Raw genomic sequence first — 23,317 nt, forward strand, 5'->3', positions numbered from 1 at the left:
TGTTGCGGGTCTCTTAGGCGGGAATTTCGCGGGTCATGCAGTGAAAACTGCCGCCGCCGCGCAGAATGTTCAATGCCGGAAGGCCGATCACCTTGCGACCGGGGAAGAGCGGACGCAGTTCGGCAAGCGCGACAAGACTGAAGCGCTCATCATAGGTCGGCACGAAAACAGCGCCATTGGTGATGGTGAAATTCATGTGGCTGGCTGGCACCGGCTCGCCGTCGCCGAAATCGACCGGGCCGGGGGAAGAGATGGTCGAGACCATGAGACCAGCCGTGCGCAGCTTGTCCTCAATGGCGAGCAGCACTTCCCCATTGGGATCCTGCTCACCGGTCGGGTGCTGGCAGAGGACATGTCCCGGCGCGATGAATCGGGCGATATTGTCGACATGACCGTCAGTATGGTCATTGAGCAGTCCGTCGCCGAGCCAGATGACTTCTTTAACGCCAAAGGCCTCGGCCAGCGCGGCTTCGGCATCGGCCTCGGTCCAGGCCCCGTTGCGGTTCGGATTGAGCAGGCACTGACGGGTGGTCAGCAAACGGCCTTCCCCGTCAACATCGATAGCGCCGCCCTCGAGCACGGTATCATGCGCACGTACAGGAACACCCTCAACACCGGCAATCGCGGGAGCCGTTTCAGTGTCGCCCGGCATGAGATATTTGCCACCCCAGCCGTTGAAGCGGAAGGTTTCAGCCTGAAAGCCGCTGGCACCACGCGTGATGATCGGTCCGGTATCGCGCAGCCAGATGTCACCCGTCGGCACTTCCACGATTTGCGCCACGTCACCCACAGCTGCCTGCGCGGAGCGGGCAGCTTCTTCGGAACCAGCGGCAACTTTCACCGGAACGAAAGCGGCGGCGGCACGGATCAGTGCCGCAATTTCAGCGCGTGCGCCGTCATAATTGCCGCCCCATTCTTCAGCAAGGCGCGGCCAGCCGCACCAGAGGGCGGATTGCGGGGCCCATTCGGGCGGGAGGGAGAAAGTTGCTTCGGTCATGGTCGCTGGCATTGCCACACCTTTGAAACAAGGAAAAGGGCGGCCCGCATAGCAGGCCGCCCTCCCAAATCTGCATTCCGGATCGCGAAGCGACCTAGAACTCGTATTTCACACCGATCTGGATCTGCCAGAAGGACTGGTTCAGGACCTCGGAATTGGTCGAGGTGCTGAATGTCGACTCGTCGCGGTCGCCTGTGCCCCAGACGCCATCGCGACCTGGATCACCGTAGACATACTGGCCATTGACGATCGAAGCGGCAGCAACCTGGCGCTTGTACTCGTAACGGGTGCGCTCGACGCGACCGGCATTGCTGTCGATCAGGTTGCCGAGGTTCTCGATGTCGAGGAACAGTTTGGTGCGGTGATTTTTCATCGCGCCTGGCAGTTCCTGCTGGAGGCGAAGATCAACCAGCGTCGACCAGCGGGAATTGTCGCCGTTACGTGGCGCAACCTTGCCTTTGTACTGATTGAGTTCGGACGTTGCGATATAGGTGAAGAAGTCCTGCTGGAGGCCTACGTCACCACCGAACGAGTCAGGCGAGAAGAGCGGATCGTCGAAACCGGTTGGCACGTAGAGTGTCGCACCCGCATCATCCGCGCTGCTTTCGTTGATGCCGAACACATCGCTACGACCGTTCGTGTTGAACGTGTAGGTGTAAGGCTGGCCCGAACGACGTGTTGCAAACAGCGAAGCCTGCGTGGCGTAGCCGCGGAAGAATTCCTTCTCCCAGTTCAGGCGCAGTTTGAACTGATGCTCGACTTCGAAGTTCGACGTACCGGTGCGCGGGTTCTGGTAGCTCCAGCGTGCCGTGTCCGAATAGTTGGACGTTGCCGTCGACGAAGTGCCCATGCCGATGTCGTTGACGTCAGCATGCGTATAGCTGCCGAACACGTCGAAATCACCAACGGGTGTTTCCCAGTCATTGCTGGCCGAAAGGGCCCAGAGGAGCGAGTTGCCCTTGTCGACGCTGCCGACGAGGATGGCTTGCGGCGCACTGGACGTGACGCCGTTGATGGTGCCCTGACCGCACGAGTACACCGGACGATCGTCAGGCGAAGCAGACACAGCCGTACAGGTCGCGTCATACCAGTAAGGTGCATTCTCGAGCTTGTTGTAGAGCACGTCCGCAGTGACCAGCCAGTTGCCTGGAACGTTCACAGCCACGCCGAGATTGGCTTTCCAGGTCGATGGGATCTCGAACGAATTGTCGAGCGCATTGACCGAACCATCCGGAGATGTGTTTGCCAGTTGGTCCAGAAGGTTCTGCGGGATGTAGTTGCCCGACGTTGCCTCTGGTGTGTTCGGAACATTGATCGTGCCGGAATCGAAGACTTCGCCGTTGATGACGCCGTCGTTCGAGTAGCTGTTCGAGACCCAAACGCCCGGTGAGCCACCGGAGAATTTGCCGAGGCCACCACGGACCGTGATGTCATCGCTCGCATCCCACTTGAAGGCGAAGCGCGGCAGGATCACGTCCAGCCCGTCAATGTCGTTCGTGTTCGAGAAGCCGTAACGGTCCTGGAAGTTCTGGTTCGGACGGATTTTGCCTTTCGACTGGTAATAGTCGTAGCGAATGCCGAACATCAGGTTCAGGTCGTTCCGGATATCCCAGCTGTCCTGCAGGTAGATGGAGTTGTAATTGTAACCCCAGATCGCACGCAGGTCGTTCTCATCGTTCGTGATGGCGTTCGCGTAGGAAACGTCCGTCGCAATCTGGTTGCGAAGGTCGTCGATGGACGCGAAGGCATATGTGCCTTCCGAGTTCTGGGCGAAGAGATTGTCGACATCGACTTCCTCACGCTCGAAACCGGCTTTCAGCGTGTGATCGCCAAGCAGGTATTCAGCCTTAAGCTTGTACTGCAGGAATTCCTGGTCGAGCTCGTTGCCGTGACGGAAGCGGTCAGGACCGAAGGCGATGACGGTGCCTGTGGAGGTCTCGACAGAACCGAGGAAGAATTCAGCGCCGTTCAGGCTGTCTGCGCCTGTAGCCTGGGTCGTCTTGGCGATCTTGACCTCAGTCGAGAAATTCGGCGTCCAGTCGGAATAAAGGTGGCCGATGAAGGATTCCACTTTCTCCGAGTTGTTGTACCAGGACGACGGGAAAGCGAGGTCGGCACCTTGCAGGAAGTTGTTGCCGTTCTGCTCAGTGATGCTCGCACCTTCGGTCTTGATATAGGTGAACTTCGCACGGTGATCGTTGGAGATGTTCCAGTCGATGCTGCCGAGGATTTTCTCGTCTTCGACCGGCGGCACGCCTGCACCGAAGTCGCCCACGTCAAAGCCGTAGACGCTTTGCATGATGTCCTGGATTTCGGAGATGTCGCCTGGTGTCACGTCTTCGATGTTGACCGCGCCCGAACCGGTTGGGCCGCGCTGAAGGGCAGCCGCCTCTTCATACTTGTCGTACGAGAGGAAGAAGAAGAGTTTGTCCTTGATGATGGGGCCGCCAATCGTGCCGCCATAGGTTTTCTCTTCGAAATTACGGTCGACCTTCAGGTCGCCGCTCTTGCTGCCGGCCATCGAGTCGTCAGTCTTGAAGTAGAAAGCCGAACCGTGGAATTCGTTCGTACCGGATTTGGTGACAGCGTTGATCGTGCCGCCCGTGAAGCCGTTATATTCCGTGTCGAAAGGCGCCGATTCAACCGAGAGCGACTGGATCGCATCGAACGAGATTGGCGAGCGCTGGGTTGGGTAGCCGTTGGCGTTGAGACCGAAGCGGTCGTTCAGGGCCACACCGTCAATCGTCAGCGTGTTGAAGCGGTTGTTGGCGCCGGCAATCGTAAGTTCTTTTGCGCCGCCCGTCTGGACGTTCACGCTGGCGAACGGATCAAGCTCAGCAGCATCCGTGATGTCGCGGTCGATCGAGACGACTTCGTTGAGAGCTGCAAGACCAAGGGTGGTCGTCAGGCCTTCGCTGGAGAAACCGGTCTGCAGCTGGTTGGCTGTGACGACGACGGTTTCAAGCTTGCGCTCGCCGGAAACCGTGAGGTTCAGCGGGTATGTCTGGTCGAGATCGATATAGATGTCGGTGACGGTGACCGGCGTGAATTCGCCGCCCGTGACTTCAACTGTGTAAGGGCCGCCGACGCGAAGGCCGCGAGCCGAGAAATCACCGTTCGCGCTGGTAACAGCGGCGGACATCGTACCCGAAGGCGTGTGTGTGATGACGACCGGTGGCGTTTGGCACCGCGGCGCCTTCCGCATTGGTCACCTGACCGCGCATGCTGGAGGTTGTAACCTGCGCCGAGGCGATGCCTGCGACGCTGAGCGCAATAGCGGATACCGCCATGCCGCGACCGAATGTGTTCCAATTCATGATCATTTTCCCCTGATCCGTATGATGGTCCGGCCTGCTCTCTCACAATCAGGTCGGTTGGCGGTCGCTTACGCTCCCTGCATGACGGATTAGTGACAAGTTTTTGAAGGTTCAACGTAGTGTGCAGTGAATCAGACCATTGGTTTTTGTGCGATGCAAAAAAGCCACGCTTTGGGCTCGCGAAGGGCATGGCTTGCCTGATTTTGGGGCTGTATTAGACGGGCCACGCACTGCATAAGCAGAGAATGTATCAAGGTGAGACCACATGGCAGGGCTGAGTCGCGAATCGGATTCCACCTATTGGCGCACTGTGGTCTTCGGCCTTGGATTGCTCCTTGTGCTGCGGGTCGGCTTCCTGCTCGTGTCACCGCTGAACCTCTATGCCGATGAAGCCCAGTACTGGCGATGGGGCGAAACGCTGGACTGGGGCTATTATTCCAAGCCGCCGATGATTGCCTGGGTGATACATGGCGTGACGGCACTGATGGGGAATGGCGAATGGGCCGTGCGGCTCGCAGCGCCCTTCCTTCATACGGCAGGGGCCATCTTCCTCTTCCTGCTCGGCCGCGCTGTTTATGATGCCCGCACGGGCATGTATGCCGCCTTCCTCTATGCCCTGATGCCGGCGGTGATCCTCTCATCGGCCGTTATCTCGACCGATGGCGTGCTGATGCCGTTCTGGTGCGCGGCGCTCTATGCACTCTGGCGACTGCGCAGCGGCGACGGACGCTGGGTCAGCGCCGTGGGCCTCGGCATGGCCGTGGGCGCGGGCTTCCTGTCAAAATATGCGATGCTCTACTTTATCATCGGGATCGCGCTGGCGCTCGTGCTGGACCGGGAGACGCGCCGGGCTCTGCTGTCATGGCGTGGCCTCCTTGCGCTACTGGTCGCAGCTGCAATCTTCGCGCCGCATATCGCGTGGAACGCCGCGAATGATTTCAAGACGGTCAGCCACACCGTCGACAATGCGAATCTGGGCGGCGAGCTGTTCCATCCCGACCACGCGCTGACCTTTCTGGCCGACCAGATGGGCGTGTTCGGCCCGATCAGCCTGATCGCGTTCGTCATCGGCCTGTGTGCCATGCGCAAAGCGGGCGATGAGGTGAAGCCGCGCGACCGCTGGCTGCTCTGCTTCGTTCTCCCCGTGCTGGTCATCATTCTCGTGCAGGCCGTGCTGTCGCGGGCGAACGCCAATTGGGCGGCAACCGCCTGGCCGGCAGCGAGCGTACTGGTCGCGGCCTGGCTGATCCGGATGGCACCGACGGGCGTGCGCTGGCTGTGGGCCAGCCTTGCGCTGCATGCGGCCCTTGGCGTGATGTTCGTGACGGTTCCCCTGCTGCCTGCCTCGGCAGCCTCAGAGGCCGGCTTCGACAATGAGCTGAAGCGCACGCGGGGATGGGACACGGCGTCGAGGGCCGTGTTTCAGAAGGCGGCCGAGATTGGCGCGACATCCGTTCTGGTCGACGAACGCGAGGTCTGGCACGGGCTCGACTATTATGCCCGGGAGCGCACGCTGCCGCTGATCTCGTGGCGCCGCTATGGCGTGCCGAAAAGCTTTTCCGAAACGGTGGCCATGGCGCCGCCGCTGGATGAGAAAGTGCTGGTCGTTTCACTGCATGCCGACATGCGACCCATGATGCGTAGCGACTTCAAGACGCTCGAGAATGCCGGAGACATCATTATCCCACTCGGCAAACGCCGGAATGGGTGCGCGCTGGAGCGTCGCTTTCATCTCTATATTGCATCAGGCTTTGCGCCGGAGCGCCACGACGATGCTTGGGAAGCGCGGCATGACGGGCTGACGGAGTTCAAGACCCCGCCCTGCCCCGCACCAAAGGATCAGTGACCGGTGGCCTCGTCGCCCCAGAGTTCCTTCACGCGCGCATCCCGGCCACACGCGGCGCGGTAGTAGCGATACTTGAGCGGGTTCTTCTGGTAATAATCCTGATGATAGTCTTCGGCTGGCCAGAACGTGTCGGCATTGATGACTTTCGTCACGACCGGGGACGGCAGCACACCTGAGACATCAGAAATATCGGCTTCAGCTGTTGCGCGCTCGTCGGGCGTTGAGACGAAGATGGCGCTGCGATAGCTCTCGCCCTTGTCGCAGAACTGGCCGTCAGCGTCCGTCGGGTCGATATGGTGCAGGAAATAAGTCACGAGCTGGTTATAGCTGACCACGTCGGGGTCATAGGTGACCTTTACCGACTCATAATGGCCCGTGTCTTCATGGCTGACCTGCTTGTAGGTCGGGTTGGCCACATGGCCACCCGTATAGCCCGAAACCGTCTCGATGACGCCGTCCACCTTGTCGAAATCGGATTCGACGCACCAGAAGCATCCGCCGGCAAAAACGGCCGAGGACATATGCTTGGGTGCTTCACTGGCGGGCTTGTCTTCGGCGCCTGCGCTCGAAATGAACGCAAGGCTTGTCGCGGCAACACCGGCGACGATGGCAATGAAGGGGGCTGAACGAATACGCATGGCAAACTCTTGAATTCTACGGACGGCGGACAAATGCTCCGTCTGCAGCGACATATGGGATGAGCCCCGCTATCGAAAAGACAGCAATCGCAGACTTAACGGATTTGTGTTGCCCCCGTGTTGTCGCGGCGTGTCAAAAATGGGGCAATGCCGTGTTTTTAGGCAGGCCCGGTCAGCACCCTGACCCGCACACGACTGGCACGACCTGCAGCATCCACTGCAGTAACCGTGTAAAAGCCCTCGCGCGTCGGTGACCAGACCGGGGCACCGGCGTCGTCGATGTCGCAGGGCGCACCATCAACATACCAGGAAAGATGCCCTTCCCCGCGACCGGCCAGAACGAAGCCACGCGCCTGTTTGCCATCGACCGTGCCTGCCCAGAGTTCCGCCTCGCTTGGCGGAAAAAGGATCTGCGGCGGGGCCGTTGCAGCAAAGTCGCGGATGGCGCCCTTGGATTTCAACCGCTTCTCGCTGGTTAGCCGTCCGCGTGCCTCGCCTGTGTCGCGCAGGTGATGCGCGGCGCGGTCGGCAATTTCGAACAGGATCGGCAGCGCGGCGTCGCCACCTGTCACGCCCGGTCGGGGGGCGCCATCTGCGCGGCCCATCCAGGCAATGATGGCAAGATCGCCCGCCACACCCGCCGCCCAGGCATCGCGGTAGCCATAGGATGTGCCCGTCTTGAAGGCGATCTGCGGCGCATTCTCGGTAAGGCGGCCCGGCACACGGCCCGCCGGTGTTGGACCGTTTTGCAGGATGCGGAGAATCTCGTCCGCGCTCGCTTCGCCGATCAGGCGCTGTCCGGGCTGGTCATGAACGGCGGCTTCCTCATCGGCACGCCAGACCAGCGGCTTGGCGATTCCCTTGTCGCCGAGCGCAGAATAGAGAACGGCCAGTTCGCGCGCCGTCAGGCCCGCCCCGCCAAGCGCAATGGCAAGGCCCGCCTGATGGCTGGCTGACCCGGCAATGCGCGGGCTCGCCCCCGCCAGCGTCAATTGCGAGACAAAGCGATCCGGCCCAACCTTGTCGAGCATCATGACGGCGGGCACGTTCAGCGAGTGCTGCAGGGCATCCGACACACGAACATCGCCGCGAAACATGCGGTCGAAGTTCTCCGGCTGGTAGGCGGCAAAGCGGCGCGGCAGGTCCGAGATCAGCGTGTCGGGCGCAGCAGAGCCATCATCGAACGCCATCGCATAAATAAAGGGCTTCAGGGTCGAGCCCGGCGAGCGCGCCTGCGCCGTGAGATCGAGCCAGCCGCCCGGGCGCTCGCGCGATGCAGAACCCGCAATGGCCCGCACGGCGCGTGTGGGAATGTGCACGACCAGTGCTGCGACCTGAACATCGGCGCCTGCCGCCTCGGCCTGCGTCAGCGCGATGCGCTCGACTTCCGCCTGCAGGCCCGCATCGAGTGTCGAGCGAACATCGCCGCGCGGCCCGCTGGCGAGCGCTTTGGCGGCGCCATGCCAGGCGCGGTCCGGAAAATCCCGCCGACGGCCCGGCACACCGGAGGCCGCCACATCCGCCACATCATCAGCAGAGAAGACGCCATACATGGCGAGCTTCCTGGCGACCCAGTCACGCGCCTTCGCGGCTTGCTCGGGGCGCCGATCAGGCCGCCGTGCCTCAGGCGACTGCGGCAAGGCAATCAGAAGTGCAATCTCGTCATCGGTCAGCCGGTCGGCCTCGTGCCCGAAATAGCTCCAGCTGGCCGCGCGCACGCCTTCTAGGTTTCCGCCATACGGTGTGAGCGTGAGGTAAAGCGCGAGGATTTCGTCTTTCGACAAGCGCCGCTCAATCTGGTGCGCACGGACAATCTCGATCAGCTTGGAGCCGATATTGCGCCGCCTCGGCTCCAGCATCCGCGCCGTCTGCATGGTGATCGTCGAACCGCCAGAGACAACCCGGCCCGAAAGCGCAGAGTCCACCGCCGCGCGGACCATGCCTGTCCAGTCAGTGCCATGGTGCTGGCGGAAGCGCTTGTCTTCAACGCGGATCAGCGCCTCGATGAATTCCGGGTCTATCTTGTCGAGATCGCCATGGAAACGCCAGCGGCCGTCATTGGTCGGGAAGGCGCGCAGGGGTTTCCCGGCGCGGTCCGTGACAAGGGCCGAGATCTCCCCTGCCCGCTCCAGCGGCGGCGGCAGCAGGGCATCCAGCGCGAAAGCCGCGCCGACAAGCAGGGCAAACCCGGCAAGAAGGCGCCTGCCTGGCCCCATCAGCCTACTTGCCTCCCGCCGCAGTTCCGGTGCTGCCCGTGATGGTCACACGGCCAGGGGCCGAGCGGGCATAGACACTGGGCCGGTACATGTCCTCGACCACCACGCCCGGCATTGCAAAGTCGCCCGGCGTTACCGCCCGCACGACATACGCCACCGTCAATGGCTCGCCATAGACATCCAGCGCCGCGACATAGCGGTCATCCTGTGCCTGTTGCGTCTGGGCATAGGCAAGATCGCCGAGGAAGGCGAACGCACCGGATGTTTCGCCCTCGCGGCGGCCATCGGCGGGACGCAGCACGGTCTCGATCTCGAAACCGGCTGGCAGCAAGTCTGCCACAATCACCGGGTTGAGCCGGTTTTCCTGCGGCGTGACCGAGACACGCACGACCAGCTGGTCGCCCTGCTTGACGCGGGAGAGGTCCACCTTGCCACCGGTCATCGTGTAGAAGGTCTTGTCCGTCTTCAGCTTGGACGAAGCCGCAGGCGGGGCCTTTTCAGGGGCGCCGGTGACCAGCACGGTGCGGAACATCGGCGCCTTGCCTTCCAGCTTGAACTTGACGCCGGAAGCGACCTGGGCTTCCGAGACGAGGTATTGGCGCTCGTCATCATTGCCGCGACCGAGGCCTTCGACCATCAGGCGGAACGCGTTCTCGCCCTTGTTGAAGTCATTGACGGCCAGCAGCGTGAACGCCTTTTCCTGCGTGGTCATGGCATCGGCTTCCGGCACGTCCTTGCCGAGACGTTCGGCGAGGCGAGCCACAAGCTCTGTCATGTCGGCTTCACTGGCGAGAGCCATCACACCGGCCAGATCGCGCAGCGGCGTCTGGTAATAGTCGCCGGTATTGTCGTAGCCGAGCGCTTTCTCAGCCGATTCAAAGGCCGAGGTCGCGCGGGACCGGTCGCCCATAAAGGCCAGGCCGGCACCGATCTGGGCACGCGCGAGCGGGCTGTCGATGTTCGACAATTCGCGGTCATGCAGGTAGCGGAGGCGCGAGATATCCGCCTCCCCTGCTTTGGCCAGAACATAGAGCGAGTAGGCCGCTGAGCGGAACATCATCTGTTCCTGCGTGTCGTTGGAATAACGGCTCTCATAGACGTCCGTGTCATAGCCATAGACGCGCCATTGGTCGCCGGTCGAGATCGCGCGAAGGGCGCCATAGGCCCGGTCGAGCGCTTCATCCGGCACATTATAACCGGCCGCTTTCGCGCGATAGATAAAGTCCGTCGCATAGGCCCCGAGCCATGGCGATGCATACCCATCGCCTTCGCGCCAGAGCCCGAAGGCGCCTTCAGCCCCCTGACGGTTGAGGATCGTATTGACGGCGGTCTGCACCCGGTCACGCGCATTGTCGCGCGAGCCCTTGGCCCCCATTGCGACCAGTTGCTCGGAATAGAGCAGCGGCATCGCGCGGCTGACCGTCTGTTCGGTACAGCCATAGGGATAGCGATCGAGCGAGGCATAGAGCGTCGCCGGGTCGACCGGGATGCTCGAGAAGCCAACCGTGACATCCGCTGATCCCGGCACATAGCCAGCCAGCAGTTTCGGATCGATCGAATATTGCTGGCCCGGCTGCATGAGCGCGCTCGTCGAGCGTGTCTCCGGCAGGTAGGGCGAGCGGGTCTGGATGTCATAGGTGTGCTGGACAGAATACTTGTCCGGGCCGGTCACGGCGATGCGCACCTGCGAAATGCCTTCACTCTTGGCTTCCACACGGACGGGGGCGTCAGAGCGCTTGCCCGTCTGCAAGGTCCGCGTGAGGCGGCTTTCAGCCACTTCGATCGGACCTGCACTGGATATCTCGGCGGTGAACTCGCCGGCGGGCAGTTCGACATTGTCGATGCTGGCGGTGAGGTAGGCTTCGTCACCGGGCGCCATGAAACGCGGCAAGATGAGATCGGATGGTGCCGCGTCGCGGACGGTCATCTTGGCGTCGCCCTGCCCAAGGCCGGTCTTCGACCAGGCCACGGCCATGATACGCAGCTCGCCATTGAAGTCTGGTATGTCAAAGCGGACTTTCGCTTTGCCGGAACGGCCAACATCGACGAGGCCTGAGAAGAGCGCAACGGACTTGGTTGGCACAACGGTCAGGCCTTCGCCGCCGAGCTGGTCACCACCGGTGCGCACTTCGGCAGGCAGGCCCATGTTCGGATCGAGCAGGCGACCGTAATCGTCATACTGTTCCACGCCGAGCGCCTTCTGGCCGTAATAATAGGCGACCGGGTCCGGGCTCTTGAACTTGGTGAGCTGGAGAATGCCTTCGTCGACGGCCGCGAGCGTCAGGTAGACAGGCTCACGCGGGCCACCGCCGAAATCGACCTCGATAACCTGTTCGCCGCGCGGACGGGCCACTTTCGGGGCATTCACGGTCAGCTTGAAGGTGCGCGCATCCATGTTGACGGGCACGTGCGCCACGCCGACAGCGCGGCGCGGCTTGGCCTGAAGCACAGGGTCACGCTCTGTATAGACGTTGACCATGACATAGGCGCCTTCGCCCCATTCCTCGGTCACTGGCAGGGACACGCGTGTGCCGCCAGCCGTCACATTGAGGTTCTGGACTGAAAGGACCCGGTCTGTCGCGACCACGATCTGGGCTTGCCCGTCATAGGGCGGGATGATGGTGATCTCGGCTGTCTGACCGGGCGTTGGTGAGCGTTCCGGGCCCATGACACGGACACGGTCAGGTGCTTCGACGCCATCGTCGGAGACACGTCCGCCCCAGCCGACATAGAAATCGTCGCTGGCAGCTGCGCCGACATTGACGCCCTCGGCCTCGACGACGAGTTCATGGCTGCCCCATTCGAGGCCGCTGACCTTGATTTCGGCTGTGCCGCCCGCAGTTGTCGAGACAACACCTTCATTCACCTTGGTCACGGTGCGCGACCGGCGCCAGCGCCACTCGTCGCCGTCGCGATACCAGTCATAATGATAGTCGATCGCCAGCATTTTCCAGGCGAGGCGCTGGGCCACAGCGGCGCCATCGGAATTGACCGCAACAACCTGATAGACCGTGTCACCGCCCTCTTCGACGGAGTCATCGAAGCCGGGTTTGAGACCAATATAAAGGCTTTCCGGGCGATACGGGATCCGCACGCTGTCTGTCACCGCGCGGCCACCGGGCTCCAGAACGCTGACGACCGTATTGATCCGCAGCGGACGGCCTGCATTGCTGCCGGCATTGCCGGGCGCAACCCGCACCGTCGCGGCCCCTGCCCCGTCCGTTGTCTGGTCGGGCAGTTCGATGATGCGCTCCTCAAATGTCGCGTCAAAGCGACCGAAGGCAAACCCGTCAAAGGCGGGGAAAGGTTTTGGCTGCGGCTCAAGCCGCGCTTCGGCCTTCACCGTCAGGCCAGCGCCGGGCGCGCCATAGAGGAAGCGCGAGGCGACGCTGATTTCGCGCGTGCCGCCAAGTTTCATCGCCGTCTTGTCGTCGGCCTTCAGGTCAACCGCGATACGCTGGGGAACGAAGTCCTCCACCGCAAAGGTGGCCGCGCCAGACGTTTCCGCCAAGCCGTCAATCTCGATGGCTGCGCGCCACTGGCCGCGCGAGGCGCCCTTGGGCAGCTCGAAACTGTCGAGGACGGCACCGGAATCAGGCGCATCAAAACGCACCTTTTCCGCGACCAGCCCGTTCGGGCGATAGATCACCAGATTACCGGCACGCTTCTCGACCTGGCGTCCCGCACGGTCGCGCAGCAGTGCCGAAATCTCAACCGTCTCACCAGGGCGATAGATGCCGCGCTCGGTATAGACATAGGCGTCAACGATGCCCGGCGTGCGGCGCCCGCCGGCAACATGTTCGGACAGGTCGACCGGCGCGCGCGCCAGGTCCAGCGCCGCGAGTTCGCCCTTGGCGCTATAGGCCAGGATCATTTTCGGGGCGAGATTGCCGGCGCCATTGATCAGCGGCCCATCAAAGGCAACACGGCCCTGCTCATTGGAGCGCGTCTCGGCGAGGATTTCATTGTTCATCGCCACAAGCTGAACCGTCGTGTCCGGCACGGGCTTGCCGTCCTGCAGCGAGCGCAGGGTGACATCGAGGCCATCCTCGCCCTGATAGGCGGTGATCGCCAGATCAGTCAGCATGATCCAGCGACTGGACGAGGCTGGCGGGCCTTCCTGAGGATCAAGCTTGGCCGCGTCCTCAATGCGCACATAATAGGCGCCGGGCTCCATCGTGCCGATCACGTCCTGCAACGGGAAGACCGAGATCACCGGCGCATTCTGTTCGGCCGTAATCTCCATTGTCCCGGACCAAAGCTCGGTTTCAACTTCGCTCGGGCTGTCTTCGCCCCAGGAATAGGAATAACGGCCCTGCGCCGTGGTTTCGCCTTGCGTGATGCTCTTGAAGGCGAGCGCACGGTCATTGATGCGTGAGACCTTTATGGTCACCTTGTCTACATTGACGGTCTCGATTGGCAGGCCGTCAGCATCCTCGCGCGGCAGGATCACACCTGCGCCCTTGAAGCCGACATAAGGCGGCCGGTCGGCAAAATCGATCGGCACGCTCTCTTCACGCTTCAGCGTGCGCCCGTCAGCGGAAGGTAGGCCGGACAGGATGGTCGCCGTGCGGCTGGTGCCGAAGGTCAGGCCACCAATGCACAGTTCGCGTCCCTCGACGCTAAGCGCAGGCCGGAAGGCCGGGCGGAATTCAACATAGGGCGAATAGTCGGCCTTGGGGTCGAGCGCAGCGGAGAAGACGAGACAGGCGAGCGGCTGCTCACCCGAGGTGTCGATGCGATAGCGAAAATAGGAGAATTCCTGCTCCTGCGCAGCGAGGGCCTTCTGGCGGCGCTGCTCACGCTGGCGGGCGGCGACCTGGTCCTTGGGCGAGCGCTGGACGACTTCGCCGGCCATGCTGGCATCATCTGCCGGCTTGTCCTTGCCTCCGCCCCCGCACGCCGCAACCAGACCGAAGAGCAAGGCTGCCATGACAGCCTTGTACTTGCCTCGAGTGCCCGTTCCGAACTGCGCCATGAACTTCTCCTGCATTTTCTGTTGGTATCCATACACCGCTTGGGCACGGCGCCAACAGGGCGCGATTGGGTCAATTCAAAGGAATATTGCGATATTGTCAGGAAGCTGCCCCGACGCTGCAGTCTTTATCTACCTTGCCAGCCGCCGCATTGCGCCCGATGTATGCCAGCATGTGGGCCTGGCGCATCCTTGGAATATTCGCTTTCGCGCTGGGGGCGATTGGCGTGGTGCTGCCCGTCATGCCGACGACCATTTTCTGGATTGTCGCCGCCTTTGCCTTTGTCAGGTCCGACCCGCGCTGGGCCGCGTGGATTTATGCCCGACCCGGCATAGGCCCCCAGATCCAGACCTTCGTTGAGACCGGCCGGATCGGCATGCGCAGCAAGGCTGCGGCGCTGGCCGGCATGGCGCTCGCCGCCGCCGGGACGATCTTCCTCTTCTGGAAACACCCCTGGCCCATGGCCGGCAGCCTCGGCTTCCTCGCCATTGGCGCCGCCTTCGTCATCAGCCGCAAGGCGCCGCTGGCCGCTGCGCCACAACCACCTCAAGACATACAAACAAGAAAACAGGGAGAATAAGTCATGGATCTCGGTCTGAAGGACAAGGTCATCTTCGTCGCTGGCGCCAGCCGCGGCATCGGCCTCGGTATTGTCGAGGCTTGCCTCGCTGAGGGTGCCAAGGTTGCTATCGCCGCCCGCGGCGCTGAAGCGCTTGAGGAACAGCGCGCCCGGCTCGCCAGGCAATATGGCGAAGACAAGCTCTGGGCCCGCGCCGGCGACCTGCGCGATTCCAAGACCATCGATTCCATGATCGACGCCATCGAGACCGAGTTCGGCCCACTCTGGGGCGCCGTCGCCAATGTCGGGCTTCACCCCTGCCCTCCCGGATTTGAAGTTGATGACGAGACCTGGGATGGCGGCATCAGCCAGAACCTGGATTCCGCCTTCAAGCTTGCCCGTTCAGCCTTGCGCCGCATGACCCCGCGCGAGGAAGGCTCAGTCCTGATGATCACGTCCATCGCAGGCCTCGGCGCGCTCGGCACACCCGTCACCTACGGCACGTCAAAGGCGGCAATGAACCACCTCGCCAAGGAACTTGCCCGCGTGGCCGGGCCATCGGGCGTGCGAGTCAACGCGATTGCCCCCGGCAATATCATCTTCCCGGGCGGTGACTGGGAAACCCGCTCCGAAGGCGAGCGCGGAGATTCCTGGAAGAAATGGATCCGCCGCGAAGTGCCGCTGCGCCGGTTCGGCAAGCCGGAGGAAATCGGCTCGGCCGCCGCCTACCTGCTCAGCCCACTTGCGAGTTTCGTCACGGGGGCCGTCTTGCCGGTCGATGGCGGACAAACGAAATAAAGTCCGCCCACGTTCATTCTGGACATTACCCAAGCGTAACAGTTTCACCTGCAACCATTACAGGTTCCGGGCATTGATTAGGCACAGGGATATTCCTGAAGCGGCGCAGACCTCTCGCGTGGTCTGCTGACGCACCAGAACACTAGAAGCAAGGAGACATACTTATGACTCAACGCGCTCAAGGACGAAAACTCGCTATCCTCGCCACAGATGGATTTGAACAGATCGAGCTGACCTCACCGAAGGAAGCCATCGAGAATGCTGGCGGCGAAACAACAATCGTTTCGCTGAAGCACGGCACGATCCAGGCGAACAAGCACCGCGAACACGGCGATACATTCAAGGTCGACATGATTCTGGATGATGCAAAGGCCGATGACTTCGACGCCCTGCTCATTCCCGGCGGCCTGTTCAGCCCGGATACGCTGCGCACCAACCAGAAAGCCAAGGATTTCACCTCGGCCTTCTTCCGCCAGATGAAGCCTGTCTTCGCGATCTGCCACGGCCCACAAGTGCTGATCTCGGCCAACCTCGTAAATGGTCGTGAAGTGACCGGTTATCCGGCCATCCAGCAGGACCTCAAGAACGCAGGCGCCCGCGTGCTCGACCAGTCAGTCGTCGTCGATTCCGGCCTCGTGACGTCACGCTCGCCAGACGACCTGGGCGACTTCAACGCCAAGATCGTCGAGGAAATCTGCGAAGGCAAACATGCCGAACAGCGCGAGTCCGTCACCGCGTAAGACTAACCGCATCACTCCAAAGGGAGTGAAACGTAGAGTAAGCCTAGCGCGCCCCTTCCGGGGTGCGCTTTTCTTTTGGGAGGTGCGCGCTACCTAATTGAATTTATTAACATAATGTAAATTTTCAGCTTGACCCCCAATATTGGCACGCATAGGTTGCGAATTATTGGGGGAAATCATGCGATCTGTATTGTTTGCTACGGCTGCAGCCGTTGGTGCGCTCGTGTTTGCGCAGAGCGCTTGTGCTGATGATCTGGAAACGCTGCAGGCTATTCCGATTGCCGCAGTGGACCTCAGTGTCGATGATTCCGACAGCCATTTCATGGTCGTCTATGAACGCATGGGTGAAACCGCCACAGCCGCAGTCTTCGCTGGCATTATCGGGGCCGGGATAAACTCCGCGATCAATGCTGATCAGGATGCAGACCTGGCCAAACCTTATCTGGAAGCGGCCAATGCGCTCCCGCTCAGAGACATTATAGAAAGCAGCATCCGGTCAACACTGGAAGCCAAAGGCATGGAGCTGGCGGATGCTGCAGAGGCGAGCCACCTGTTGCGCGTTGAGATCAAGGACTGGGGCCTTCTGCGCAACTCGTTCGACGGCACTCAGCTCACCACATTCCTCAAGCTCCACCTCATCATGAAGGACGGGAAGGAGCGGGTCTGGGACGTCTACCAGAAAGAGGTGGGGAAACAGGCGGAAAATATTGAAAACATCACGCCCGAAAGCCTTTCGGCTGCGATGGAAAAGCTTGCGGCAAAGTCCGGCAAGCGTGTCGCGTATGAAATCATTTACAGGTAAAAGGAAACACCGTGTTCAAGACATTCTGGATCGCCCTTGGCGCACTCTCGCTTTCAGCGTGCGCAACCGGCACAACAAATCTTTCTCTTGGTCTCGCTGACGATGCCGCGAAACCAGCCTTGCTCTCGGAGGTGTCGCCGGAAGTCCTGGTGCTGAAAGAAGTCAAAGACAGCCGTAAGGCAGAAGAGACTGCCCGTATCGGCGACAAACGGAACGGCTATGGCATGGTAATGGGTGCCATCGGAACGAAGACAGCACCGACCGATACAGTCGCCGATGTCATCACCAAGACGCTTGAGGCCAATGGCCATACCGTCACGACCAAGCCCGACGGAAAGTCGCTCGAAGTCTCTGCAGAACTCACCCGTTTCTGGCTCGACTACAAAACCGGCTTTGTGACGGTTGAATTCTTCGGTGACGTCCAGATCAACTTCTCCCTTACAGATCCTGCCAGCGGTGAAGTCGTCTTCACTGACCAGTTCAAAGGCTATTATTCCGACAAGACCGGTGGTGGCCTGAGCAAGACCTGGACGCGCGTCATGGATGCGGCCCTTGCTGACATGTCCAAGGAGATCAGCATGTCGGCTGAACTCATGGAAGCACTTGATGAACATGAGGCTGCTGGCGAGACAGCAGCTGATGTCACGTCACAGGCCGCTGAAGGCGACGAAGCGGGCGCCTGATCGCCTGCACCCCTGCACTAATTTAAAGGCGATCCCGCAACAGCGCCGGGATCGCCTTTTTTAATGGCCGCCCTTGGCCACCGATCAGCGCCGCGAGGCCTTGCAAGTCACGCTGACAGGGTGGATCAGGCTTGCCTTGCAGGGCCCGGCTGCTGCATAGGCCAGCGATGCCAGTCATGCCGCCTTCCCCTTATGATGCCATCATTCTCGGCGCAGGTGCAGCCGGCCTCTTCTGTGCCGGGCGCATGGGACAGGCAGGACCTAAAGCCATCGTGCTCGACCATGCGTCAAAGCCTGCGGAAAAGGTGCGCATCTCCGGCGGTGGCCGCTGCAACTTTACAAATATCCATACGGCCGCAGACAGGTTCATTTCGCAGAACCCCCATTTCGCCAAGTCAGCCCTCGCGCGCTACACGCCGGCCGACTTTATCGACCTTCTCGCACTCCACGGCGTCACCTGGCATGAGAAGACACTCGGCCAGCTCTTCTGCGACCAGAAATCCGGAGCCATCATAAAGATGCTGCTGGACGAGATGGAAGCGTCCGGCGCCGAGTTGCATCTCAACACAGAGATAAAGTCCGTTACCCATGCCGATGGCTTGTTCACGGTAGACACATCGGGCGGCCTCTTGACCGCGCCGAAGCTCGTGGTCGCCACCGGCGGGCTCTCCATCCCGAAAATGGGCGCGACGGGTCTCGCTTATGACATTGCCCGTCAGTTTGGCCATGACGTCATTCCCACCCGCCCTGCCCTTGTGCCCTTCGTCTTTACCGGCGCGGACCAGGAAGACTTTGCGTCCATCTCGGGCGTGGCCTGCGATGTCCGCGCCCAGGCGGGTACTGCCAGTTTCGACGAAGCCATGCTGTTCACCCATCGCGGCCTTTCGGGGCCGGCCATCCTTCAGGTCTCCTCCTACTGGTCGCCGGGCGAGCCGGTGACGCTTTCCCTCCTGCCAGGCACCGACATTGCCGAAGCCCTGAAGGCGGCCAAGCGCGAGCGGCCGATGCAGACGCTTGGCTCCGCCTTGGAGACGCTTTTTCCCAAGCGCCTGGCCGAACTGGTCCGGGAATGGTCCGGGAATACCCACACTTTACGCCTGGCTGACACATCCCACGCCACTTTGGAGGCCCTTGCGGGGGCGCTGAAGGACTGGAAAGTGCGCCCCGCAGGCACAGAAGGCTGGCGCACAGCAGAGGTGACGGCCGGTGGGATAGACACGTCCGGCCTGTCCTCCCGAAGCATGGAAAGCCGCCACCTTGCCGGACTCTATTTCATCGGCGAATGCGTGGACGTGACGGGCTGGCTCGGCGGCTATAATTTCCAATGGGCCTGGGCAAGCGCTGCTGCGGCTGCAGAGGGCGCAGCAGCGGCATAAGCGCGATGCATCGCGCCGCTTGACGCACGGGCGCACTGGTTCCATTCGATGCGCCCATGAGTGAGATGGACAAGACCGCCAGCCAACCAGCCCGCAGGACATTGCTCCTCGGCGGAGCCCTGCTGGTCGGTGTCGCCATCCTCTTCGCCCTCGGCAAACTCGGCATCATGCCGAGCGAGAAAGCGCTCAATGCCTGGATGGAAACCGTCGCCGGCAGCCCATGGGGCCTGCCTGCCATCATTCTCGTCTTCTGCGTCGCCGCCTTTCTGGGCGTGCCCCAATTCGCATTGATTGCAGCAGCTGTCGCAGTGTTCGGCCCCTGGCTTGGCTTTGCCTATGCGTGGATTGCCAACATGTTTTCCGGCTCATTGGCCTTCTGGCTCGGCCGTCTGGCAGGCGAACAAATGTTCCGCCGCTATGCCGGGGCAACCGCCAATCGCCTGTCGAGTTTTGTCGGCCGCAATGCCTTTGCCACCAGCGCGCTGATCCGCAATGTCCCGACGGGGCCAGCTGTCATGGTGAACATGGCATTCGGCGTCAGCTCGGCGAAATACACCAACTTTGCACTGGGCATGGCGCTGGGTATCCTACCTAAAATCGCGCTGATCGCCTTTGCCGGACAGAGCCTGTTTGCCGCCATGAAAGGCAATCCGGGCCTTGCCATCGTCGCGGCCTTCATCGCCGCCGCGATCTATGCCGCCATCGCGCTTTATGCCCGGACGCGCATGGGTCCGAAGGGGCAATCTGTCCCTTTGATCCGCGACAACCCAGTTGACACGGGGCCGAAACAAGATGATTAAACCAGCCATGTGCAAGATTTTGCCCCTTTGCCTCCTGCTTACCGGCCCCTGGCCGGAGCCGACCGCCTAGGTAACAGGCAGTTGCGCGGCCAGGGGAATGCTTCCAGCCCCCCTTTTTCTCATTAAGCAGAGCCGCAAACATCATGACTGCCAATCCACATATCCGTATTTTCGACACAACCTTGCGTGACGGCGAGCAATCGCCCGGCGCCTCCATGACCCATACAGAAAAGCTCGAACTCGCGAGCCTGATGGAAGACATGGGCGTCGATGTCATCGAAGCTGGTTTCCCCGCAGCATCCGACGGCGACTTCGCCGCCGTCAGCGCCATCGCCGCCCAGTCCAAGAGCGCCATAATCTGCGGCCTCGCCCGCTCCACGCCGGGCGATATCGAACGCTGCGCCGAAGCGGTCAAAAAGGCGGCCCGCCCCCGCATTCACACATTCATCTCCACCAGCCCCGTGCACATGAAGCACAAGCTGAAAATGGGCCCGAATGCCGTGCTCGAAGCCGTCGGCCGTTCCGTCGCGCAGGCCCGCAACCACACAGACGATGTCGAATGGAGCGCCGAAGACGCGACCCGCACCGATTTCGACTTCCTGTGCAAATGTATCGACGTCGCCATCGCCTCTGGCGCCACGACGATCAATGTGCCCGATACGGTCGGCTATTCGCACCCCGATGAATATGGCGCCCTCTTCCGCCGCCTGATCGAGAACGTACCGAATTCCGACAAGGCCATCTGGTCGGCCCACTGCCACAATGACCTCGGCCTCGCCGTCGCCAACTCCATCTCGGCTGTCGCCAATGGCGCCCGCCAGATCGAATGCGCTATCAACGGCCTCGGCGAACGCGCCGGCAATGCCGCGCTGGAAGAAGTGGTCATGGCGATGAAAGTGCGTGAGGACACCCTGCCTTATGCGACCGGCATCAATCCGATCTACCTGTCGCGCGCTTCGGCCATGGTGAGCCGAATCACCGGGTTCCCGGTGCAGTACAACAAGGCCATCGTTGGCAAGAACGCCTTCGCGCATGAAAGCGGCATCCACCAGGATGGGATGCTGAAGAATGCCGAGACCTACGAGATCATGAAGCCGGAAGACGTCGGCGTCGCGAAAACTTCGCTTGTCATGGGTAAGCACTCCGGCCGCCACGCCTTCCGCGACAAGCTGGAAAGCATGGGCTATTTCCTCGAAGGCGACGCCCTGAATGACGCTTTCAAGCGCTTCAAGACGCTGGCCGACAAGAAGAAACACGTCTTCGATGACGACATTGCTGTTCTGGTTGACGACCAGCTGGCCGCCGAAGGCGAGCGCATCGTGTTCAAACGCCTGCGCGTCGTCTGCGGTACGGATGGCCCGCAGACGGCCGAGATCGACCTGACGGTTGAAGGCGAAGAGAAATACGCCATCGCGCGCGGCAACGGCCCCGTGGACGCCGTCTTCAATGCCATCCGCGAAATCGTCCCGCATGACAGCGTGCTGGATCTCTACCAGGTCCATGCTGTCACCGGCGGTACCGATGCACAAGCGACCGTCTCGGTCCGCCTGAACGGTGAAGGCATAATGGCGACGGGCCGGTCATCTGATCCGGATACGCTTGTCGCCAGTGCGAAGGCCTACCTCCATGCGGTGAACAAGCTCGAAGCCCGCAAGGCCAAGCGCAAGGCCGCCTAGGGAACCATCCCATCCCTGACGCGATTCATGTGTGCAGACACATCGGATCGCGTTAGGAAGCGGGCATGGCCAAGGTAAATAACCTGGAATCGCTCCTTGCGAGCCTCAGCGAGCAAACGGCTGGCGAAGACGTCAGCGTGCGCGAAATGCTGAACGCCGTTGGCAGGCGGTCCTATGGGCCTATCCTGCTGCTGCTTGGCTTTATCGCAATCTCACCGCTGACGATCATTCCGGGCACGAGCTGGCTGGTTGCCCTGGTCATCCTGCTGATCGCCGGACAGATCGTGCTCGGACGGGCTTTCCCGTGGGTGCCAAAGCGTATTCTCGATTTCTCATTTCCCCGGTCGGCGCTTGTCACGGGTGTGGAGAATGCGCGCCAATATGCCCGGCCCGTGGACAAGGTGCTCAAACCGCGCCTCGCCTTCCTGTCGCGGCCGCCCTTTATCAGCCTTTCGGCGCTCGTCTGCATCGCTGCCGCGCTGATAATGTTTCCGCTGGGATTGATACCCTTTGGACCAGTCCTGCCCAGTCTCGCCGTATTACTCTTCGGCCTTGGCCTGACAGCACGTGACGGCCTTCTGCTGATTGCGGCAGGCCTCGGCCTTGCGGGCGCAATATATCTTCTCATGCGCGTGTGGTCTGCCCTGCCCTTCGGCTGATCAAGGCAGATTCCCGTATCAGGACACTCGGCTTGCACCGCTTTGCCGCACGCTGTTACATGACACAGCGCAGAATGCGCCGGGATCGGGATAATGGCCACTTTCAGCCTCTTGGAAAAGCGAACGGAGTCGCGACGCATCCGCTACCGGTCGGCCCGGCGCCTGCCTTTCATGCCCTATGGTTTCGTGCCCGCCTTCGGCCTGCTTGTCCTCCTCTGGATCGGCATGGGTCCTTTCGCGAAATATGTCATCGAACAGTCGGTCATCCGCTCAACCGAGCAGGTGATTGAAACGAATGATGCGGGATGGGCGCAGGCCGTGGTTTCGGGACAGCAGGTCTGGCTGGAAGGCCAGCCCGCAACGCCAATGGAAGGCGAACAGCTCGTTTCCCTGGTGCGTGCGGCGCGCATGCCTGCCCTGTTTGGCGACGAGCGCCCGGTGACCCGCGTGCGCGCACGCTATGGAGCGCCCATTACGTCGACAATCCCGACCCGCAAGCCGGAATGGACCTTCAGGGTGTCGGACGGCATCCTGAAACTCGAAGGCAACGTGCCAGATGAAGTGACCCGCAGCTCGCTCGCTGCCGCCGCCGAAGGCCTTGTCGATGGACAGCACATCACACGCGTTGATGATTTGCTGACGGTTACGCACGTTGCCGACAATCCGGCCTATGCCGAAGTCGCCCTCAAAGGCATCTCGGCCGTTGGCCAATGCGACCAGGGCGTTGCGACTTTCCTCAATGAAGAGTTTTCGCTCCGCTGCGAGTTGCCGAATGACGGCGTGGCCCGCATTCAACAGCTCATCGCCCAGCCCCTGCCCGTCGGGCGTCTTGGCAATGTCGACATCCTGCCGAATGAAGCCGTCGCAACATGCGACAGCTCGCTGGCAGACCTGCTGAGCGGGACGCATATCGAATTTGCACTCGCCAGCGCCGCGATTGACCCGTCGAGCAATGACCTGCTGCAGTCGGTGGCAGACGCCGCCGCGAACTGCCCCGGAACCCTGCGAATTGAAGGTCATACCGACAGCATGGGCAGTGCGAATGCCAACGAACTACTCGGTGATGCCCGTGCCGAAGCCGTGCGCGAGGCGCTGATCGAGCGGGGCATTCCTGCTGAGCGCCTGATCGCCCAAGGCTTTGGTGCCCGCCGCCCCATTGACGACAACACTACGGCCGAAGGCCGCGCCCATAACCGCCGGATCGAAATTCGCGTCGTCCGTGCATCTGATTGAC

The 23,317-nt window shown here is 61.5% G+C and carries 17 protein-coding genes; 11 read left to right on the forward strand and 6 right to left on the reverse strand.

The features are described from left to right. Positions 1–13: 13 nt before the first annotated feature. From HOC_RS00870 to HOC_RS22555, 3 genes are all read right to left on the reverse strand, one after another. On the reverse strand, positions 14–997 hold the full coding sequence (locus tag HOC_RS00870) for an agmatine deiminase family protein (RefSeq protein ID WP_035535160.1): 984 nt from the start codon (positions 995–997) through the stop codon (positions 14–16). A 94-nt stretch (positions 998–1,091) separates the two neighbouring features. After that, positions 1,092–4,139, reverse strand: coding sequence for a TonB-dependent receptor (locus HOC_RS00875; protein WP_206741516.1), 3,048 nt, complete (start codon positions 4,137–4,139; stop codon positions 1,092–1,094). After that, positions 4,108–4,314, reverse strand: a complete 207-nt coding sequence (locus HOC_RS22555; RefSeq protein ID WP_206741517.1) for a hypothetical protein — start codon at positions 4,312–4,314, stop codon at positions 4,108–4,110. Before HOC_RS22555 ends, HOC_RS00875 begins: the two co-directional genes overlap by 32 nt. Positions 4,315–4,579: 265 nt before the next feature. Between HOC_RS22555 and HOC_RS00880 the strand changes: the two genes are divergently transcribed. Next, a complete protein-coding gene (locus HOC_RS00880; protein WP_035534813.1) occupies positions 4,580–6,160 on the forward strand; it encodes an ArnT family glycosyltransferase in 1,581 nt (526 codons plus the stop codon). On the opposite strand, the gene msrA is transcribed toward HOC_RS00880, so the two are convergent. The 3 genes from msrA to HOC_RS00895 form a co-directional block, all read right to left on the reverse strand. After that, positions 6,154–6,798 (reverse strand): peptide-methionine (S)-S-oxide reductase MsrA, encoded by a 645-nt coding sequence (gene msrA / locus HOC_RS00885; protein ID WP_084146063.1) that lies wholly within the window; start codon positions 6,796–6,798, stop codon positions 6,154–6,156. The two genes, HOC_RS00880 and msrA, sit on opposite strands and share 7 nt — an antisense overlap. Positions 6,799–6,956: 158 nt before the next feature. Further along, on the reverse strand, positions 6,957–9,014 hold the full coding sequence (gene pbpC / locus HOC_RS00890) for a penicillin-binding protein 1C (protein WP_035534815.1): 2,058 nt from the start codon (positions 9,012–9,014) through the stop codon (positions 6,957–6,959). 4 nt (positions 9,015–9,018) lie between these two features. Further along, entirely contained in the window at positions 9,019–13,992 is a 4,974-nt protein-coding gene (locus HOC_RS00895; protein ID WP_035535166.1) for an alpha-2-macroglobulin family protein, read from the reverse strand. Positions 13,993–14,162: 170 nt separating this feature from the next. On the opposite strand from HOC_RS00895, the gene HOC_RS00900 reads away from it, so the two are divergent. The 10 genes from HOC_RS00900 (at position 14,163) to HOC_RS00945 (ending at position 23,316) form a co-directional block, all read left to right on the forward strand. After that, a complete protein-coding gene (locus HOC_RS00900) occupies positions 14,163–14,570 on the forward strand; it encodes a YbaN family protein (protein ID WP_162174791.1) in 408 nt (135 codons plus the stop codon). A gap of 3 nt (positions 14,571–14,573) precedes the next feature. Further along, positions 14,574–15,347: an SDR family NAD(P)-dependent oxidoreductase gene (locus HOC_RS00905; RefSeq protein WP_035534817.1), complete on the forward strand. Its 774-nt coding sequence runs from the start codon at positions 14,574–14,576 to the stop codon at positions 15,345–15,347. A 164-nt stretch (positions 15,348–15,511) separates the two neighbouring features. Then, positions 15,512–16,087, forward strand: a complete 576-nt coding sequence (locus tag HOC_RS00910) for a type 1 glutamine amidotransferase domain-containing protein (RefSeq protein ID WP_035534820.1) — start codon at positions 15,512–15,514, stop codon at positions 16,085–16,087. Between the two features lie 178 nt (positions 16,088–16,265). Continuing rightward, entirely contained in the window at positions 16,266–16,889 is a 624-nt protein-coding gene (locus tag HOC_RS00915; RefSeq protein WP_156950329.1) for a hypothetical protein, read from the forward strand. Between the two features lie 11 nt (positions 16,890–16,900). Beyond that, positions 16,901–17,572, forward strand: coding sequence for a YajG family lipoprotein (locus HOC_RS00920; RefSeq protein ID WP_035534825.1), 672 nt, complete (start codon positions 16,901–16,903; stop codon positions 17,570–17,572). A 176-nt stretch (positions 17,573–17,748) separates the two neighbouring features. Further along, the gene (locus HOC_RS00925; RefSeq protein WP_035535172.1) at positions 17,749–18,948 is read left to right on the forward strand and encodes a BaiN/RdsA family NAD(P)/FAD-dependent oxidoreductase; all 1,200 of its coding nucleotides are present in this window, start codon (positions 17,749–17,751) and stop codon (positions 18,946–18,948) included. Between the two features lie 56 nt (positions 18,949–19,004). Then, complete coding sequence (locus HOC_RS00930; protein ID WP_084146064.1) at positions 19,005–19,748, forward strand: TVP38/TMEM64 family protein; 744 nt, start codon at positions 19,005–19,007, stop codon at positions 19,746–19,748. 143 nt (positions 19,749–19,891) lie between these two features. Further along, positions 19,892–21,424 (forward strand): 2-isopropylmalate synthase, encoded by a 1,533-nt coding sequence (locus tag HOC_RS00935; RefSeq protein ID WP_035534828.1) that lies wholly within the window; start codon positions 19,892–19,894, stop codon positions 21,422–21,424. A gap of 65 nt (positions 21,425–21,489) precedes the next feature. Then, positions 21,490–22,083: an exopolysaccharide biosynthesis protein gene (locus HOC_RS00940; protein WP_035534831.1), complete on the forward strand. Its 594-nt coding sequence runs from the start codon at positions 21,490–21,492 to the stop codon at positions 22,081–22,083. 93 nt (positions 22,084–22,176) lie between these two features. After that, a complete protein-coding gene (locus HOC_RS00945) occupies positions 22,177–23,316 on the forward strand; it encodes an OmpA family protein (RefSeq protein WP_035534834.1) in 1,140 nt (379 codons plus the stop codon). Position 23,317: the final 1 nt, after the last annotated feature.

The organism is Hyphomonas oceanitis SCH89 (assembly GCF_000685295.1).
Classification (GTDB): Bacteria; Pseudomonadota; Alphaproteobacteria; order Caulobacterales; family Hyphomonadaceae; genus Hyphomonas; species Hyphomonas oceanitis.

Coding starts and splice junctions, on each gene's coding strand:
- HOC_RS00875 (WP_206741516.1), bottom strand. CDS start 4,139: ATGTCCGCCGCTGTTACCAGCGCGAACGGTGATTTCTCGGCTCGCGGC.
- HOC_RS00900 (WP_162174791.1), top strand. CDS start 14,163: ATGTGGGCCTGGCGCATCCTTGGAATATTCGCTTTCGCGCTGGGGGCG.
- pbpC (WP_035534815.1), bottom strand. CDS start 9,014: ATGGGGCCAGGCAGGCGCCTTCTTGCCGGGTTTGCCCTGCTTGTCGGC.
- HOC_RS00905 (WP_035534817.1), top strand. CDS start 14,574: ATGGATCTCGGTCTGAAGGACAAGGTCATCTTCGTCGCTGGCGCCAGC.
- HOC_RS00870 (WP_035535160.1), bottom strand. CDS start 997: ATGACCGAAGCAACTTTCTCCCTCCCGCCCGAATGGGCCCCGCAATCC.
- HOC_RS00935 (WP_035534828.1), top strand. CDS start 19,892: ATGACTGCCAATCCACATATCCGTATTTTCGACACAACCTTGCGTGAC.
- HOC_RS00925 (WP_035535172.1), top strand. CDS start 17,749: ATGCCGCCTTCCCCTTATGATGCCATCATTCTCGGCGCAGGTGCAGCC.
- HOC_RS00945 (WP_035534834.1), top strand. CDS start 22,177: ATGGCCACTTTCAGCCTCTTGGAAAAGCGAACGGAGTCGCGACGCATC.
- msrA (WP_084146063.1), bottom strand. CDS start 6,798: ATGCGTATTCGTTCAGCCCCCTTCATTGCCATCGTCGCCGGTGTTGCC.
- HOC_RS00940 (WP_035534831.1), top strand. CDS start 21,490: ATGGCCAAGGTAAATAACCTGGAATCGCTCCTTGCGAGCCTCAGCGAG.
- HOC_RS00915 (WP_156950329.1), top strand. CDS start 16,266: ATGCGATCTGTATTGTTTGCTACGGCTGCAGCCGTTGGTGCGCTCGTG.
- HOC_RS00910 (WP_035534820.1), top strand. CDS start 15,512: ATGACTCAACGCGCTCAAGGACGAAAACTCGCTATCCTCGCCACAGAT.
- HOC_RS00930 (WP_084146064.1), top strand. CDS start 19,005: ATGAGTGAGATGGACAAGACCGCCAGCCAACCAGCCCGCAGGACATTG.
- HOC_RS22555 (WP_206741517.1), bottom strand. CDS start 4,314: ATGAATTGGAACACATTCGGTCGCGGCATGGCGGTATCCGCTATTGCG.
- HOC_RS00895 (WP_035535166.1), bottom strand. CDS start 13,992: ATGGCGCAGTTCGGAACGGGCACTCGAGGCAAGTACAAGGCTGTCATG.
- HOC_RS00880 (WP_035534813.1), top strand. CDS start 4,580: ATGGCAGGGCTGAGTCGCGAATCGGATTCCACCTATTGGCGCACTGTG.